Origin of the sequence: Arsenicicoccus piscis (genome assembly GCF_022568835.1) — a bacterium.
GTDB classification, from domain to species: Bacteria; Actinomycetota; Actinomycetes; order Actinomycetales; family Dermatophilaceae; genus Arsenicicoccus; species Arsenicicoccus piscis.
On record NZ_JAKZHV010000002.1, the window covers coordinates 505,630 to 520,418 of the forward strand.

11 protein-coding genes and 1 pseudogene are annotated in these 14,789 nt (G+C 72.8%); 6 read left to right on the plus strand and 6 right to left on the minus strand.

Annotated features, from left to right (window positions below):
- Positions 1-161 precede the first annotated feature (161 nt).
- Positions 162-1,235 (plus strand): glycosyltransferase family 2 protein, encoded by a 1,074-nt coding sequence (locus MM440_RS05295; RefSeq protein ID WP_241443147.1) that lies wholly within the window; start codon positions 162-164, stop codon positions 1,233-1,235.
- 7 nt (positions 1,236-1,242) lie between these two features.
- Here the strand turns inward: MM440_RS05295 and MM440_RS05300 are convergent, their stop codons facing one another.
- The gene (locus MM440_RS05300; RefSeq protein WP_241443149.1) at positions 1,243-2,508 is read right to left on the minus strand and encodes a glutamate-5-semialdehyde dehydrogenase; all 1,266 of its coding nucleotides are present in this window, start codon (positions 2,506-2,508) and stop codon (positions 1,243-1,245) included.
- Positions 2,509-2,591: 83 nt separating this feature from the next.
- Between MM440_RS05300 and proB the strand changes: the two genes are divergently transcribed.
- Positions 2,592-3,719 carry a glutamate 5-kinase gene (proB, locus tag MM440_RS05305; protein WP_241443151.1) on the plus strand — a complete coding sequence of 376 codons (1,128 nt, stop codon included), beginning with the start codon at positions 2,592-2,594 and terminating at the stop codon, positions 3,717-3,719.
- Positions 3,720-3,729: 10 nt separating this feature from the next.
- Positions 3,730-4,311, plus strand: coding sequence for a P-loop NTPase family protein (locus MM440_RS05310; RefSeq protein ID WP_241443152.1), 582 nt, complete (start codon positions 3,730-3,732; stop codon positions 4,309-4,311).
- A gap of 7 nt (positions 4,312-4,318) precedes the next feature.
- On the opposite strand, the pseudogene obgE reads toward MM440_RS05310, so the two are convergent.
- The 5 genes and pseudogenes from obgE to MM440_RS05335 all read right to left on the minus strand — a co-directional run bounded on the left by obgE (position 4,319) and on the right by MM440_RS05335 (position 11,486).
- Positions 4,319-5,907 (minus strand): annotated as a pseudogene (gene obgE, locus MM440_RS05315) (GTPase ObgE).
- Between the two features lie 136 nt (positions 5,908-6,043).
- Positions 6,044-6,298: a 50S ribosomal protein L27 gene (rpmA, locus tag MM440_RS05320; protein WP_241443154.1), complete on the minus strand. Its 255-nt coding sequence runs from the start codon at positions 6,296-6,298 to the stop codon at positions 6,044-6,046.
- A 48-nt stretch (positions 6,299-6,346) separates the two neighbouring features.
- Positions 6,347-6,655 carry a 50S ribosomal protein L21 gene (rplU, locus tag MM440_RS05325; RefSeq protein WP_241443156.1) on the minus strand — a complete coding sequence of 103 codons (309 nt, stop codon included), beginning with the start codon at positions 6,653-6,655 and terminating at the stop codon, positions 6,347-6,349.
- A 110-nt stretch (positions 6,656-6,765) separates the two neighbouring features.
- Positions 6,766-10,458, minus strand: coding sequence for a ribonuclease E/G (locus MM440_RS05330; RefSeq protein WP_241443158.1), 3,693 nt, complete (start codon positions 10,456-10,458; stop codon positions 6,766-6,768).
- Between the two features lie 302 nt (positions 10,459-10,760).
- Positions 10,761-11,486: a TIGR03936 family radical SAM-associated protein gene (locus MM440_RS05335; RefSeq protein WP_241443160.1), complete on the minus strand. Its 726-nt coding sequence runs from the start codon at positions 11,484-11,486 to the stop codon at positions 10,761-10,763.
- A gap of 101 nt (positions 11,487-11,587) precedes the next feature.
- Here MM440_RS05335 and MM440_RS05340 point away from each other — a divergent pair, with 101 nt between their 5' ends.
- The 3 genes from MM440_RS05340 to MM440_RS05350 all read left to right on the plus strand — a co-directional run bounded on the left by MM440_RS05340 (position 11,588) and on the right by MM440_RS05350 (position 14,781).
- A complete protein-coding gene (locus tag MM440_RS05340; RefSeq protein WP_241443162.1) occupies positions 11,588-12,412 on the plus strand; it encodes an ABC transporter ATP-binding protein in 825 nt (274 codons plus the stop codon).
- Entirely contained in the window at positions 12,409-13,713 is a 1,305-nt protein-coding gene (locus tag MM440_RS05345; protein WP_241443164.1) for an FtsX-like permease family protein, read from the plus strand. Before MM440_RS05340 ends, MM440_RS05345 begins: the two co-directional genes overlap by 4 nt.
- 153 nt (positions 13,714-13,866) lie before the next feature.
- Positions 13,867-14,781: a sulfite exporter TauE/SafE family protein gene (locus MM440_RS05350; RefSeq protein ID WP_241443166.1), complete on the plus strand. Its 915-nt coding sequence runs from the start codon at positions 13,867-13,869 to the stop codon at positions 14,779-14,781.
- Positions 14,782-14,789: the final 8 nt, after the last annotated feature.

Here is a 14,789-nt window from a genome sequence, read left to right on the forward strand (position 1 = left end):
CGTCATGCTACCCGCTGACCCCGCTCCGCGCCGCGCGGCTCCCCCACCGGCGGCTGGGCCACGCGGCTTCCCCACCGGCGGCTGGGCTGACCCCCGCCGACACACAGTGCTCGGCCAGGGCTGTCACAACATCCGACAGGCGGGCGCCCTACCCTTACGCCATGACCTCGTCGCCCACCCACCCGGAGCTGTCCGTGGTGATCCCCATGTACAACGAGGAGAAGGTGCTCCCGCTGCTCGTTGAGCGGCTGCGCCCGGTCCTCGACGGCCTGCGCTCGACGGACGGCCTGCCCACGCGCTACGAGGTGGTCGCCGTTGACGACGGCTCGCGCGACCTCACCGCCGCGCTGCTCCACCGGTTCCGCCGCGAGTGGCCGCAGCTGCGGGTCGTCCGGCTCCGGGCGAACGCCGGGCACCAGGCCGCGATCTCCGCCGGCATCCGGGCGGCCGACGGCGACTACGTCGTGACCCTGGACGCCGACCTGCAGGACCCGCCCGAGGTCATCGAGGCGATGCTCGCGGTGGCCAAGCGCGACCAGGTCGACGTGGTCTACGGCGTGCGGGCCGACCGCTCGACCGACACGTGGTTCAAGCGCACGACCGCCAGCGCGTTCTACGCGGTGCAGTCCAAGCTCTCCGGCATGGACACCGCCGGCAACGCCGGCGACTTCCGGATGATGTCGCGGGCCACGGTCGAGGCGATCAACCAGATCCCGGAGCACAACCGGGTGCTGCGCTTCGTCGTGCCGACCCTCGGCTTCCCGTCGGCGCACGTCGAGTACAAGCGTGAGTCGCGCGCGGCCGGTGACTCGAAGTACCCGCTCACCAAGATGATCCTGCTCTCGCTCGACTCGATCGTCTCCACCAGCCAGAAGCCGCTGCGCTGGGCGACCTGGCTCGGGGTCGGCGGCTTCTTCGCCGCCATGTTGTTCCTGGTCTACGCGCTCATCGGGCGGCTGACCGGCCACACCGTCACCGGCTGGGCGTCGACGCTCGCGGTCATCGCGCTGTTCGGCGGCTTCCAGCTGCTCTGCCTCGGCATCCTCGGTGAGTACCTCGGCCGGATGTACCTGTTCCTGCAGGACCGGCCGACCTACTACATCGCCTACGACTCCAAGACCGACTCCGACCACTCGCCGTGGGCCCAGCCGCGCGGCCCGCGGGCCGACGCCACGCTCCCCCACGAGGACAGCGTCGAGGTCGTCGACCTGGACCGGCAGGCCAACGCGTCCTGAGCGAGGCTCAGTCGCGGACCTGACCGTCGCCCTCGATGACCCACTTGGTGCTGGTCAGCTCCTGCAGGGCCATCGGCCCGCGCGCGTGCAGCTTCTGCGTCGAGATGCCGATCTCGGCGCCGAAGCCGAGCTCACCGCCGTCGGTGAACCGGGTCGAGGCGTTGACCATGACCGCTGCGGCGTCGACCTCGTCGACGAACCGCCTGGCGGCGGCCCGGTCCCCCGTGACGATCGCGTCGGTGTGCCCGCTGGAGTAGCGCCGGATGTGGTCGAGCGCCCCGTCGAGGTCGGCGACGACCCGCACCGCGAGGTCGAGGCTGAGGTACTCGTCGGCCCAGTCGTCCTCGATCGCCGGCTCGAAGGTGGCATCCGCTGCCTGCGCCACCGACTCGATCTCGGGGTCACCGTGGATCGTCACCCCGCGCGCCGCGAGCGCCGTCAGGAGGCGCGGCAGGGCGGCAGCCGCCACCGAGCGGTGCACGAGCAGGGTCTCGGCGGCGTTGCACACGCTGGTGCGGTGCGTCTTGGCGTTGACGACGATGGCCTCGGCCATCTCGAGGTCCGCGGCGGCGTCGACGTAGACGTGACAGTTGCCGACGCCGGTCTCGATCGTCGGCACCGTCGACTCGGTGACGACGGTCTGGATCAGGCCGGCTCCCCCGCGCGGGATGAGCAGGTCGACCTCGCCGCGGGCCCGCATCAGGGCCTTGACGACCTCGCGGTCGCCCTCGAGCAGCTGCACCGCGTCGGCCGGCAGGCCCTCGGCCTCCAGCGCGTCCCGCATGACCTGGACGAGCACGGCGTTGGTGCGCTCCGCGGCGCTGCCGCCCCGCAGGATCACGGCGTTGCCGGACTTCAGCGCGAGCCCGGCGGCGTCGACGGTCACGTTGGGCCGAGCCTCGTAGATCATCCCCACGACTCCCATGGGCACGCGCACCTGCCGCACCTGCAGGCCGGTGGGGGTGGTCGACCCCCGCACGACCTCACCGACCGGGTCGGCGAGACCGGCGACCTGGCGCAACCCGTCGGCGGCTGCGGCCACCCGGTCGGCGTCGAGCGTGAGCCGGTCGAGCAGGTTGGCGCGCAGGCCCTCGGCGCGGCCGCGCTCGACGTCCTCGGCGTTGGCGGCGACGATCTCGTCGGTCGCCGCGACCAGGGCATCGGCCATGGACAGCAGGGCCTTGTCCTTGCGCCCTCGCGGCGTCAGCGCGACCACCCGGGACGCGCCCCGGGCGGCCTCGGCGAGGCGGGAGACGACAGCCTGTTCGTTCATGCGCCCCAGGGTAGGGCTCGGCACTGACAGACCCGCGTCCGCGCAGGGAAAGTGAGACGCTGCCCGCGAGCATCCCCCGTAGCATGGAACGCGTGCCCGAGACCGCCCGCCCCAGCATCGCCGACGCGGCCCTGGTGGTCGTCAAGATCGGGTCGTCGTCGCTCACCGGGCCCGACGGCAACCTCTCGACCACCGCGATCCAAGGCCTCGTCGACGCCTTGGCCGCGCGGACCGAGGACGGCACCCGTGTCGTGCTCGTGTCCTCGGGTGCCATCGCGGCCGGGCTCAACCCGCTCACCCTCCCCAAGCGTCCCCACGACCTGGCCACCCAGCAGGCCGCTGCCGCCGTCGGGCAGGGCCAGCTCGTCGCGGCCTACACGATGGCCTTCCGGCGGCACGGTCTCAACGTCGGTCAGGTGCTGCTCACCGAGTCCGATGTCACCCGGCGCACCCACTACGTCAACGCCCGCCGCACCCTGGTGCGGCTGCTCCACCTCGGCGTCGTCCCGGTCGTCAACGAGAACGACTCGGTGGCGACCCAGGAGATCAAGTTCGGCGACAACGACCGGCTCGCCGCTCTTGTCGCCCATCTGGTCAAGGCGCAGGCGCTCGTGCTGCTCTCGGACGTCGATGGGCTCTACGACCGGCCGCCGGCGCGCCCCGGGGCACAGCGTATCTCCGACGTGCGCTCACCGCGCGACCTCGAGGGGATCAGCATCGGCGGCACGGGCTCGAAGGTGGGCACCGGCGGCATGACGACGAAGGTCGAGGCCGCCGGGATCGCTACGGGCGCAGGCATTCCCACCGTCCTCGCGAGCGCCGACCAGGTCGGCCCGGCGCTCGCCGGCGAGGACGTCGGCACCCTCTTCCACCCCGTCGACCGGATGCCCAAGGGGCGCGTCCTCTGGCTGCGCCACGCCTCGACCGCCCGCGGTCGGCTCATCCTCGACGACGGTGCGGTCCGCGCCGTGGTGCGCGACCGAAAGTCGTTGCTGCCGGCGGGGATCACCGCGGTCGAGGGACGCTTCAGCGAGGGCGATCCCGTAGACCTCGTGTCGCGCACCGGCCGGGTCGTCGCCCGCGGGCTGGTCAACTACGACCACTCCGAGCTGCCCGCGATGCTCGGACGCTCTACCCACGACCTCGCCGCCGACCTCGGCGAGGAGTACCGCCGTGAGGTCGTGCACCGCGACGACCTCGCGCTGCTCTGAGCGGCACGGCATGCCCCTGCTCCAGGTGTCCGACGAGCTGCCCCAGCGACCTCGACGCGTCATCGTCGCCGGGACGTCCGGCTCGGGCAAGACGACCCTGGTGGGGCTGATCGCCGCCGTCCTCGACCTCCCCCGGGTCGAGCTGGACAGCCTCTATCACGGCGCCGGGTGGACGCCGAGGCCGGAGTTCACCTCGGACGTCGAGAGATTCGCGGCGACCCCCACCTGGGTGTGCGAGTGGCAGTACTCCGTCGTGCGGCCCCTGCTCGCCCGACGGGCCGACCTGGTGGTGTGGCGCGACCTGCCGGCGCCGGTCGTGATGCGCCAGATGATCCGACGCACCGTGGTGCGGCGCGTGCGCCGCCAGCAGCTGTGGGCAGGCAACGTCGAGCCGCCGCTGCGCACGCTCCTCACGGACGAGGACCACATCATCCGGTGGGCGTGGCGCACCCGCGCGGACACCGGACCCCGCATCCGCGCCCTCCTGGACGAGCGTCCCGACCTGCCGGTCGTGCGGCTGCGCAGCCATCGCGAGACGAGGGCCTGGCTGGCCGGCCCGCTGCTGCGCGCCGCCGAGCGAGCGGCGCGCTAGGGCGAGCTCAGGCCTGGTCGCCGTCGCGCGGGTCGCGGTCGCCCGCGTCGGCGTCGGCGTCGGCGTCGGCGTCACGCGCATCCGCGTCGCGGGGTGCGGTGGCCCAGTGACCCGAGCTGCGCTCGGCGTCCAGCTCGCCCTGCGTCTTGCGGCGGGCGGCCTTGAGGTCGGCCAGCTCCTCCCGCTTCTCGGCGCGCGTCGGACGCGAGGACTGGTCGAGACGCAGGTCGGTGCCGCGGCGGCCGAGCAGCTCGGCACCCGCCTGCAGGGTGGGCTCCCAGTCGAACACAACGGCGTCGCGGCGGTCGCCGATGACGACCGTCGAGCCGGCCACCGCCCCGCTCTTGTAGAGCTCCTCCTCGACCCCCAGCCGCGCCAGCCGGTCGGCCAGATAGCCCACCGCCTCGTCGTTGCTGAAGTCGGTCTGCCGCACCCAGCGCTCGGGCCGCTCACCCGTGACGCGATAGAACTCGCCGTCCGACCCGCCCTCGCGTCGCACCGTGAAGCCGGTCTCGTCGACCGCCCTGGGGCGCAGCACGATTCGCACCGGCTTGGCCTCCTCGACCTCGCGCGGGCCTCGTTGACGTGGCGCGCCAGCGCGAAGGACAGCTCGCGCAGCCCCTCGTGCGAGACGGCGGACACGATGTGCACCTCGAGACCACGGGCCTCCAGGTCGGGCTTGACCATCTCGGCCAGCTCGCGCGCCTCGGTGACGTCGGCCTTGTTGAGCACGACCACCCGGGTGCGCTCGGCGAGCGGACGGCCGCCCAGCGACGCATCGGGGACATACATCGACAGCTCGTGCTCGATGACGTCGAGATCGGTCATCGGGTCACGACCGGGCTCGAGCGTCGCGCAGTCGACCACGTGCACGAGCACCGAGCACCGCTCGACGTGCCGCAGGAACTCCAGGCCGAGACCGCGACCCTCGTGCGCACCCGGGATCAGACCGGGGACGTCCGCGATGGTGTAGCGCATCGAACCGGCCGTCACCACACCGAGATTCGGCACGAGTGTGGTGAACGGGTAGTCGGCGATCTTGGGGCGCGCCGCCGACATCGCGGCGACGAGGGAGGACTTGCCCGCGGACGGGAAGCCGATCAGGGCGACGTCGGCGAGCGTCTTCAGCTCGAGCACGATGTCGAGGTCCTCGCCCGGCTCGCCGAGCAGCGCGAAGCCGGGAGCCTTGCGCCGCGGCGATGCCAGCGCCTTGTTGCCGAGGCCACCGCGACCACCGGCCGCGATGATGCACTCGCTGTCGAAGGCCACCAGGTCGGCGAGGATCTCGCCGCCGGGGTCCTTGACGACCGTGCCCTGCGGCACGCCGAGGACCAGGTCGGCCCCGTCGGCGCCGTTGCGCTCACCGCCGGCACCGGGCTTGCCGTTGCCGGCCTTGCGGTGCGGGTGGTGGTGGTAGTCGAGCAGCGTGGTGATCTGCGGGTCGACCCGCAGGATGACCGATCCGCCGCGACCGCCGTTGCCGCCGTCGGGCCCGCCTAGGGGCTTGAACTTCTCGCGGTGGACCGACGCGACGCCGTGCCCCCCGTTGCCGGCCTGGACGTGCAGGGTCACACGGTCGACGAAGCTGGTGGCCATGGGCTACCGGTCCTTTCCGCCCTGCGAGCGGGCCGAGCAACGGGCGAGGGTGCAGGCCCTCGATGAAGAGCCTGCACCCTCGATGCGTGGAGTGGCCGCCTCGCGGCCGGTGGTCGCCTCTAGGAGACGACGTTCGTCACTCTCCGGCGACGATGTTGACGACGCGACGGCCGCGCTTGGTGCCGAACTCGACCGCGCCGGCCGACAGCGCGAACAGCGTGTCGTCCTTGCCGATGCCGACGTTCTGGCCCGGGTGGAAGTGCGTGCCACGCTGGCGGACGATGATCTCGCCGGCGTTGACGGCCTGACCGCCGAAGCGCTTGACGCCGAGCCGCTGGGCGTTGGAGTCGCGCCCGTTCTTGGAGCTGGAAGCACCCTTCTTGTGTGCCATGACTGAGCCTGCCTTTGCCTAAGTAGCGAACGAGAGGTGCGAGGAGGCTCAGGCCTCGATCGCGGTGACCTTGATCTGGGTGGTCGGCTGACGGTGACCCTGACGCTTGCGGTAACCCGTCTTGTTCTTGTACTTCAGGATCGTGATCTTGGGACCCTTGGTCGCCTTGACGACCTGGGCGGTGACCTTGACCTTGGCGAGCTTGTCGGCGTCGGTCGTCACGGTGGCGCCGTCGACGAGGAGCAGCGGCTGCAACTCGATGGTCTCACCGGGCTTGTCGGTGACCTTGTCGATGATGAGGACGTCGCCGACGGAAACCTTCTCCTGACGGCCGCCTGCACGGACGATCGCGTACACGTAATCAACTCACTTTCGGGAACATTCGGGGCCACTTGGGCGGACCGACACCCAATCGCTCACGAAGTCCGTGACACGCGGGCAGGCGGTGGGCGCACCGACCTACAAGTCTACTCGGTCGTCTGGCCGGCGTTCAAATCCGCGGTAGACCCCTCGGTCGCCTTGGGCGGGCCCGCGGGCGCCACCACGCGGCCCCGACGGCGACGCGGACGCGCTGCCGGCTCAGGCTCCGGTGCAGGCTCGGGAGCCTGCTCAGCGGCCTGCTCCGAGGCCTGCTCGGACGCCGTCGCAGAGACCTGCTCCCCCGGCTGCTCGTCGCCGAGCACCTCGCCGAAGACGGCACCCACCGCGGAGTCGATGGCCGCAGCCACGTCGGCGTCGGTCAGCGGGGCGCCGCTCTCCGCGCCGTCGCGTCGCACCGCAGCAGCCTGCAGTGCGGCGGCGTGCGCGGCTGCGGCGATCTGCGCGGGCGTGGGCCCGTCGTGCCGCGGCTCACCGTTGCCATTCCCATTGCCATTGCCATTGCCGTTGCCCTGGCCATGACCGTTGCCCTGGCCGTTGCCGTTGCGCTGCCCCGAACCACCTTGCCCCGAACCACCGTGACCGGACCCGTTGCCGGAACCGTTCGCGCTACCGGAGTCCTGCCCACGACCGCGCCGCGAGCGCTTGTCGCGACCACCATCCCGACCACCGTCGCGACCGCTCGGCACGTCGTCGTCGGGGTTGGCGGAGCCGACCGGCTGGGCGTGGATGACGATCCCCCGCCCGTTGCAGTGCTCGCAGATGGTCGAGAACGACTCGATCAGACCGGTGCCGACCCGCTTGCGCGTCATCTGGACCAGGCCGAGCGAGGTGACCTCGGCGACCTGGTGCTTGGTCCGGTCGCGGCCGAGGCACTCGACCAGCCGTCGGATGACCAGGTCGCGGTTGGACTCCAGGACCATGTCGATGAAGTCGATGACGATGATGCCGCCGATGTCGCGCAGCCGCAGCTGACGCACGATCTCCTCGGCCGCCTCGAGGTTGTTCTTGGTGACGGTCTCCTCGAGGTTGCCGCCCGCGCCGACGAACTTGCCGGTGTTGACGTCGATGACGGTCATCGCCTCGGTCCGGTCGATGACCAGCGACCCGCCGGAGGGCAGCCAGACCTTGCGGTCCATCGCCTTGACGAGCTGCTCGTCGATACGGTGCTCAGCGAACACGTCACGCTCCCCGCTCCACCTGGACAACCGACCCGCGAGGTCGGGGGCTACGGCGTTGACGTAGCCGGAGACTTCTTGCCACACGTCCTCGCCCTCGACGACCAGCGACGAGAAGTCCTCGTTGAAGACGTCGCGGATGACCCGGACAGTGAGGTCCGGCTCCCCGTGCAGCAGCGCCGGCGCCTTCGTGGACGACGACGCGGCCTTGGCCTGGATGTCCTCCCAGACCCCGGTCAGGCGGGCGACGTCGGCGCGCAGCTCCTCCTCGCTGGCTCCCTCGGCCGCCGTGCGCACGATGACGCCGGCGTTGGCGGGCATCACCTCGCGCAGGATGCGCTTGAGCCGCGACCGCTCGGTGTCGGGCAGCTTGCGGGAGATGCCGGTCATGTTGCCGTCGGGCACGTAGACCAGGTAGCGGCCCGGGAGCGAGATCTGGCTGGTGAGCCGGGCGCCCTTGTGGCCGATCGGGTCCTTGGTGGCCTGGACCAGGACGGTCTGGCCGGACTTCAGGGCGTTCTCGATGCGCCGCGACTGGCCGTTCTGCAGGCCGGCGGCGTCCCAGTTGACCTCACCGGCGTAGAGCACGGCGTTGCGGCCCTTGCCGATGTCGACGAAGGCGGCCTCCATCGACGGCAGCACGTTCTGGACGCGGCCGAGGTAGATGTTGCCCGCGATGCTCGTCGAGCTGGCCGACTCCTCGCGCGAGACGTAGTGCTCGACCAGCACGCCGTCCTCCAGGACGGCGATCTGCGTGCGGTCCTCGTGGCGCCGGACCACCATGGCCCGCTCGACGCTCTCGCGGCGGGCGAGGAACTCGGCCTCGGTGATGATCGTGCGGCGGCGACCGGCCTCGCGGCCCTCGCGGCGGCGCACCTTCTTGGCCTCCAGGCGGGTGGACCCCTTGATCCCGGTGGCCTCGGCGCGGCGCGGCTCGCGGACCTTCGTCACGGTGCCCGGCGGGTCGTCGGAGTCGCCACCCGCACCCGAGCGGCGGCGGCGGCGCCGACGACGGCTCGAGCCCTGGTCCTCGTCGGACCCGCCCTCGCCCCCGTCGCTGCTGTCGTCGGAGTCGTCCGGACCGGACGAGGGCTGGTCGGCGGCCTTGCGGGCGCGGCGGTTGCGCGACCGTCGGCTGCGCGAACGGCTCTCGCCCGAGTCCTCGCCGGAGTCCTCCCCGGAGCCGTCCTCGGTGTCGGGCTCGTCGGTGTCGTCGCGCTCGTCGTGGTCCGTGTCGTGGTCGGCTCGGTCGGCTCGGTTGCCCCCGCGGCCGCTGCGGCCGCCACGGCCGGTGCCGTTGTCGGAGGCGTCGTCGTCCTGCTCGTCCTGGTCGCCCTCGGAGTCGGTAGCCCCGTCGTCGCCCTCGTCGGCGCCACGGGCCCGGCGGCCCCGGCCACCGCGGCGGCGGCGCGAGCGGCCGCTGCGCTGGCCCTCGCCCTGCTCGGCGTCCCGCTCGTCGGTGCCGTTCTCGTCGGTGTCGTGCTCGTCGGCGCTGGTCTCGTCGGTGCTGGTCCCGTCGAGCTCAGCACGGTCGTCCCGCGCCTGGCCGCTCTCGCGCTCCGCGTCGCGGGCGACGCCCTCGCGCTCGGCGTCGCGGGCGGCCCGGGCGCGCACGGAGTCGGCGCGCTCGCCGGACTCCTCGTCGCGCACGATCGTGGACGGGTCGGTCGGCTGGGAGGACGCGCGCCGCGGACGCCGGCGGGCCGGCGTGGGGTCGGGCGCCTGGAAGAGCAGCCCGAAGCTGGTCGCGGGTCGCTGCTCGGCACCCGCCGGCGCGTCGTCGGAGTCCGAGTCGTCGGAGTCGTCGCCCGTGCTGTCAGAGCCGCCGCCCTCGGCCGTGCCCGCGCCGGCGGGAGCCTCGAGGAGCTCGTCGATGACCTCTTCCTCCAGGGCGTCCATCGGCACGACGAAACCGGTCGACCCCACCTGCGCGACGGCCTGCTCGGCGTCGGCCTCGCGGACCTGGGCCAGCTGGTTGGCCAGGTTGACGGCCTCGTCGACGAGCAGCTCGGTCACCGGGTCGATGTCGCCCGCGAGCTGGTCCTGAGGGTTCTGCGCGGGGTTCTGCTGGGGGTCGGACTCGGCGTACGGGGCGGTCGCGCCGGCCTCGTCCTGCGCGGGCACGTGCACCGGCGCTGCGGCCTTCGCGGTAGCCCGACGCGAGCGTCGCGCGGGCCGGCTCGGCTCCTGCGCCTGCTCAGCGGCGACCTCGCCCTCGGCGGGCTGCGTCGCGGCGTCGGTCTGCCGACCGGACTGGGCGCCGGCGGGAGCATCCGCACCGGCCTGCTCGGCGGTCTGCTCGGCTGGCTGCTCATCCTCGGCGGGGGCGGCCTTCTTGGCGGTGGCCTTCTTGGCGGTCTTCTTCGTCGCCTTCTTGGCGGCCTTGCGCGGCGCGCGCTTGGCGGGCGCCTGCTCCGGGCCGGGCTGCTCCGCGTCGGCACCCGGCTGGGCATCCGGCCGCGCGTCCAGCGGGGTGTCCGCTGACGCGGCCAGCTCGGCGACGGCCGGCGGAAGGGACTCCCCCTGCTGCTGCGCGGCGGCGGACTCTGGCTGCTGCTCGGCCGGCTGCTCTTCGGAGGAGACCTGCTGCTCGTCGGATGTCATGTGGGGTAGGCCCCTTTCAGGCCGGCAGGCTGCGCCACCCCGACGCTCCGAGGAGCGCCACGCCGCCACCGGCGTGCGTATCACGGTCGCCATGGCTGCTGCCCGGCGACAGAAGTCGTCATCGGTCGTCCGATGGGCTCGCGCGAGGGCGCGTCACACCATGCGGTGCCGCCATGCTCGGGCGGCGAGCGCTGCCGTAGAGGCGCAGGTCGGGGCCGGGACACGGTGGGATCGCCGCCCTGGGATGGTCAGGCCGTCGATCAGGACGAGTATCGCACACCGCGTTCCGCCCGCCGTTCAGGTCACGCCAGCGGGTCGCGGACCTCTGCCGAGTCCTCGTCCAGCAGCCCCTGCACGATCCGGACGGTGAGCGGCGGGTCTACCGGCAGGGAGGGGGCGAGCGTGCGCATCGCGTTGAGCACGTCGTCGGGACGCACGGCCGGCGTGGTGTGCCGCAGCACCAGCTCGACCTGGCGGCCGCCGTCGGTGGTGGCCGCCCGCACCACCGCGCTGCGGGTGTCGAAGGTGCGCGGCCCGGTCTTGGTCATCCGGGTCACCTCGGCGACGTCCGCCGCGAGCAGGGCCGCGAGCGCACGGTCTACCTCGGCCGCGGCAGCGTCGTCGAGGTCACGGAAGGTCAGCTGCCACACCGAGCCCTGCAGCCGATCGGCGAGCGCGCCGGGCTCGGCCTCGACGGCCTCGAGGATGTCGATGCCGGGCGGCAGCGCCTGATCCAGCGCTGCGGCGACCGCTGCCGGGTCGACCCGCCGGGTCAGCGAGATCTCGAAGAACTCGGCCTCGCTCGCGGTCCCCGTCGGTGCCGCGTTGGCGTAGGAGATCTTGGGGTGCGGGTGAAAGCCACCGGAGTAGGCCATCGGCACGCCCGCGCGCCGCAGCGCCCGCTCGAGCGCTCGCTGGAAGTCACGGGTCGAGCTGAACCGCAGCCGACCCCGCTTGGCATAGCGGACCCGGAGCTTTTGGACCGCCGGCTCGGGCGGGGGACCTTCGGGGGTGCGCTGTCGTGCCATGGGGCCCAAGGGTACTGGCGTCGGACTACGACCCAGGTCGCACATCAGGTCGCGACATCAGGTGGATCTGGCCGTACGCCGGCGGTCGAGACGGTAGAGCCATGAAGCACACCTCTCCTACCCGTTCCGACCAGCGTCCGGACCAGCGTCCCGACCAGCAGGGCCTGGTGGCCCGTGATCTCGTCAAGTCCTACGGCCCGCGTCGGGCCGACCGGGTCCCCGCCCTCGGTGGCGTAGACCTCGCGCTCGCCCCCGGTGAGTCCGTCGCCGTCATGGGTCCGAGCGGCAGCGGCAAGACGACCCTGCTGCACGTCCTCTCCGGCATCCTGGCGCCCACGTCGGGGTGGGTGCGGTGGCAGGGACGCGAGCTGTCGTCGATGAGCGACCGCGAGCGGACCCGGTTGCGCCGCACCGACTTCGGCTTCGTCTTCCAGTCCGGCCAGCTGCTGCCCGAGCTGACCGCCGTGGAGAACGTCGCCCTCCCCCTGCTGCTCGCCGGGCAGAGCCGGGCGACGGCCTGGCCGCGCGCCGAGGCCACCTTGCGCAGCCTCGGTCTGGGTGACCTGTCCACCCGCCGACCCGGTGCTCTCTCCGGCGGCCAGGCGCAGCGGGTCGCGATCGCCCGCGCCCTGGTCGGCTCGCCCGGCGTCGTCTTCGCCGACGAGCCCACCGGCGCCCTGGACAGCCACACCGGCCAGCAGGTCATGTCGACCCTCACCCAGCACTGCGCGGCGCAGGGCGCCACGCTCGTCGTCGTCACCCACGACGCGGCGGTCGCCGGCTGGTGCCAGCGACTCGTCCACATGCGCGACGGCCTGATCGAGCGCCTGGAGGACCAGTCCGCTCGCGCCGGTCGTGTCGCGCAGCCCGCACCCTCCGTCCAGCCCGCTCACGCCGCCCAGCCGGCGGAGGCGATCGTCCGATGAGCCCGATCCTGCGCCTCGCCGGCCTGCTCACCACCGGCGCCGGGCGGGACAGCCGCACGCCGACGATCCTGTCGGTCATCGGCTTCGCCGTGAGCACCGCAGCGCTGCTCACCAGCCTGGGCGGGCTGCACGCCTTCACCCAGCACTTCCGGCCCGGGACCGACGCCGCGGCGCTCTACCAGGTCCTCGCCGTCACCGCCGTGGCGCTCCTGGTCGTGCCGATCCTCACCCTGGGCTCGCTGGCCGCGCGGGTGACCGTGACCCGCCGGGACGCGCGCCTCGCGGCACTGCGCCTCGCCGGTGCCACCTCCGGCCAGGTCACCCTGCTCACCCTGCTCGAGGCGGCCGCCCAGGCGCTCTTCGGTGCGGTGCTCGGCGCCGCGGTCTACGTGATGGCCGTGCCGGCGCTCGGCCAGCTCCGTTTCGACGGGCGCGTCCTCGGACCGGACCACGTCCTGACCCCACCGCTGTGGATCCTCGGCGTCGTCGTCGGTGTCGTCGTCCTGGCCGTGGGCTCGGGTGTCGGCAGCCTCGGCCGGGTCGTGGTCAGCCCGCTCGGCGTGGCCCAGCGCAGCCGCGCCGGTGCCGTGTCCGCGCTGCGCCTCGGGCTCACGGCGCTCGCGCTCCTCGCCTTCCTCGTCGCCACCAAGGGCTCCACGGGGGCGGGGATCGGGGTCCTGCTGCTCACGCTGGTCGGCTTCGTCGGCTCGATCAACCTCGCCGGCCCCTGGGTGGTGCAGCTGTGCGGTCGGCTCATGGCGCGCCGCGCTTCGCGGGCGACGACCCTGCTCGCGGCCCGGCGCATCGTCGACGACCCGCGAGCGACCTGGCGCTCCGTCAGCGCCCTCGGTCTTGGCCTGATCATCGCCGCGACGGCCGGCGGCTTCGCCGCGACCGCGCGGGACCACCCCGACCCCACCCTCCCCTACCTCGGCACGGACGTCCTCACCGGGGCGGCCATCGCCCTGGTCATCACCGCGCTCGTGGCGGCGACGGCGACGGGCGTCGGGCAGGCGGGGCGGATCTACGACCAGCGCCCGCAGTACGCCGCGCTCGTGCTGGCCGGCGCCTCCATGCGCACCCTCGACCGTGCCCGGCTCATCGAGTGTCTGGCGCCGCTTGTCGGATCCCTAGCGCTGGCAAGCGGATTCGCCGTGAGCATCCAGCTCGTCGCGGGCCAGGTGCCCGACGCCACGGTACTCCTCCCCATGATCGCCGCCGGGATCGTCGCGCTGGGCCTCACGCTCGCCGCGGTGCTCGCCAGCACCGGCCTGGTGCGGCAGCTGAGCCAGGCGGCCTGAGGGGTCGGGCGCCGGCCGCGGGGGGCCGGCGCCCGGCCGCGTCTCACATTCACATAACTGGTAGTTGCTATATCCATAATCTGTCGTAATGTATGACCGTCTTCGTCAGCCTCTGCGGCGCACGCCGCAGCGACCCACCCAAGGATCCTCGTCATGCGACAGCTCATCCTTCTTGCCCTGGTCGGCCTCGGCGCCCAGCTCGTCGACGGCAGCCTGGGCATGGCCTACGGCGTCACCTCGACCACCTTGTTGCTCGCCGTCGGCACCAACCCGGCCGCCGCGTCCGCCACCGTCCACCTCGCCGAGATCGGCACCACGGCCGCCTCGGGCCTCGCGCACTGGCGCTTCGGCAACGTCGACTGGCGGGTCGTGGCCCGCATCGGCGTGCCCGGCGCGATCGGCGCGTTCGCCGGCGCGACCTTCTTGTCCTGGCTCTCCACCGAGACCGCGGCGCCGATCATGAGCCTGGTGCTGCTCGCCCTCGGCCTCTACGTGCTCATCCGGTTCACCTTCAGCGGCATCTCCACCGCTCACCTGCACAAGCCGCTGCGCCGGCGCTTCCTCTCCCCGCTCGGCCTGGTCGCCGGCTTCATCGACGCCACCGGTGGTGGCGGCTGGGGCCCGGTCGGCACCCCCGCGATCCTCGCCAGCGGCCGGCTCGAGCCCCGCAAGGTGATCGGCTCGATCGACACCAGCGAGTTCCTCGTCGCGCTGGCCGCGAGCCTCGGCTTCCTCGTCGGGCTCGGCAGCGGCGGCGTGATCCTGCCCGCCGCGGCTGCGCTGCTCGTCGGCGGACTGATCGCCGCCCCGCTGGCCGCGTGGCTCGTCCGCCACCTGCCGCCCCGGGTGCTCGGCGCCGCCGTCGGTGGGCTCATCGTGCTCACCAACGTCCGCACCCTGATCCGCAGCGACATCATCACCGTGTCGTCGCCGGCCAGCAACGCGATCTACCTCGGGATCGCCGTGGTGTGGGCTGCCGCCGTGGCCTACTCGCTGCGCGAGCACCGGCGCTCCGTTTCCTCCTCCGCCGCGACGTCCTCGGCGCTGGCTGACTCCTCCGTCGGATAACGGGTGGA

Excerpts from the sequence above, each read along its gene's own strand:
- proB (WP_241443151.1), top strand. The coding sequence starts at position 2,592 with ATGGAACGCGTGCCCGAGACCGCCCGCCCCAGCATCGCCGACGCGGCC.
- MM440_RS05350 (WP_241443166.1), top strand. The coding sequence starts at position 13,867 with ATGCGACAGCTCATCCTTCTTGCCCTGGTCGGCCTCGGCGCCCAGCTC.
- MM440_RS05345 (WP_241443164.1), top strand. The coding sequence starts at position 12,409 with ATGAGCCCGATCCTGCGCCTCGCCGGCCTGCTCACCACCGGCGCCGGG.
- MM440_RS05300 (WP_241443149.1), bottom strand. The coding sequence starts at position 2,508 with ATGAACGAACAGGCTGTCGTCTCCCGCCTCGCCGAGGCCGCCCGGGGC.
- MM440_RS05330 (WP_241443158.1), bottom strand. The coding sequence starts at position 10,458 with ATGACATCCGACGAGCAGCAGGTCTCCTCCGAAGAGCAGCCGGCCGAG.
- MM440_RS05340 (WP_241443162.1), top strand. The coding sequence starts at position 11,588 with ATGAAGCACACCTCTCCTACCCGTTCCGACCAGCGTCCGGACCAGCGT.
- MM440_RS05310 (WP_241443152.1), top strand. The coding sequence starts at position 3,730 with ATGCCCCTGCTCCAGGTGTCCGACGAGCTGCCCCAGCGACCTCGACGC.
- MM440_RS05295 (WP_241443147.1), top strand. The coding sequence starts at position 162 with ATGACCTCGTCGCCCACCCACCCGGAGCTGTCCGTGGTGATCCCCATG.
- rpmA (WP_241443154.1), bottom strand. The coding sequence starts at position 6,298 with ATGGCACACAAGAAGGGTGCTTCCAGCTCCAAGAACGGGCGCGACTCC.
- MM440_RS05335 (WP_241443160.1), bottom strand. The coding sequence starts at position 11,486 with ATGGCACGACAGCGCACCCCCGAAGGTCCCCCGCCCGAGCCGGCGGTC.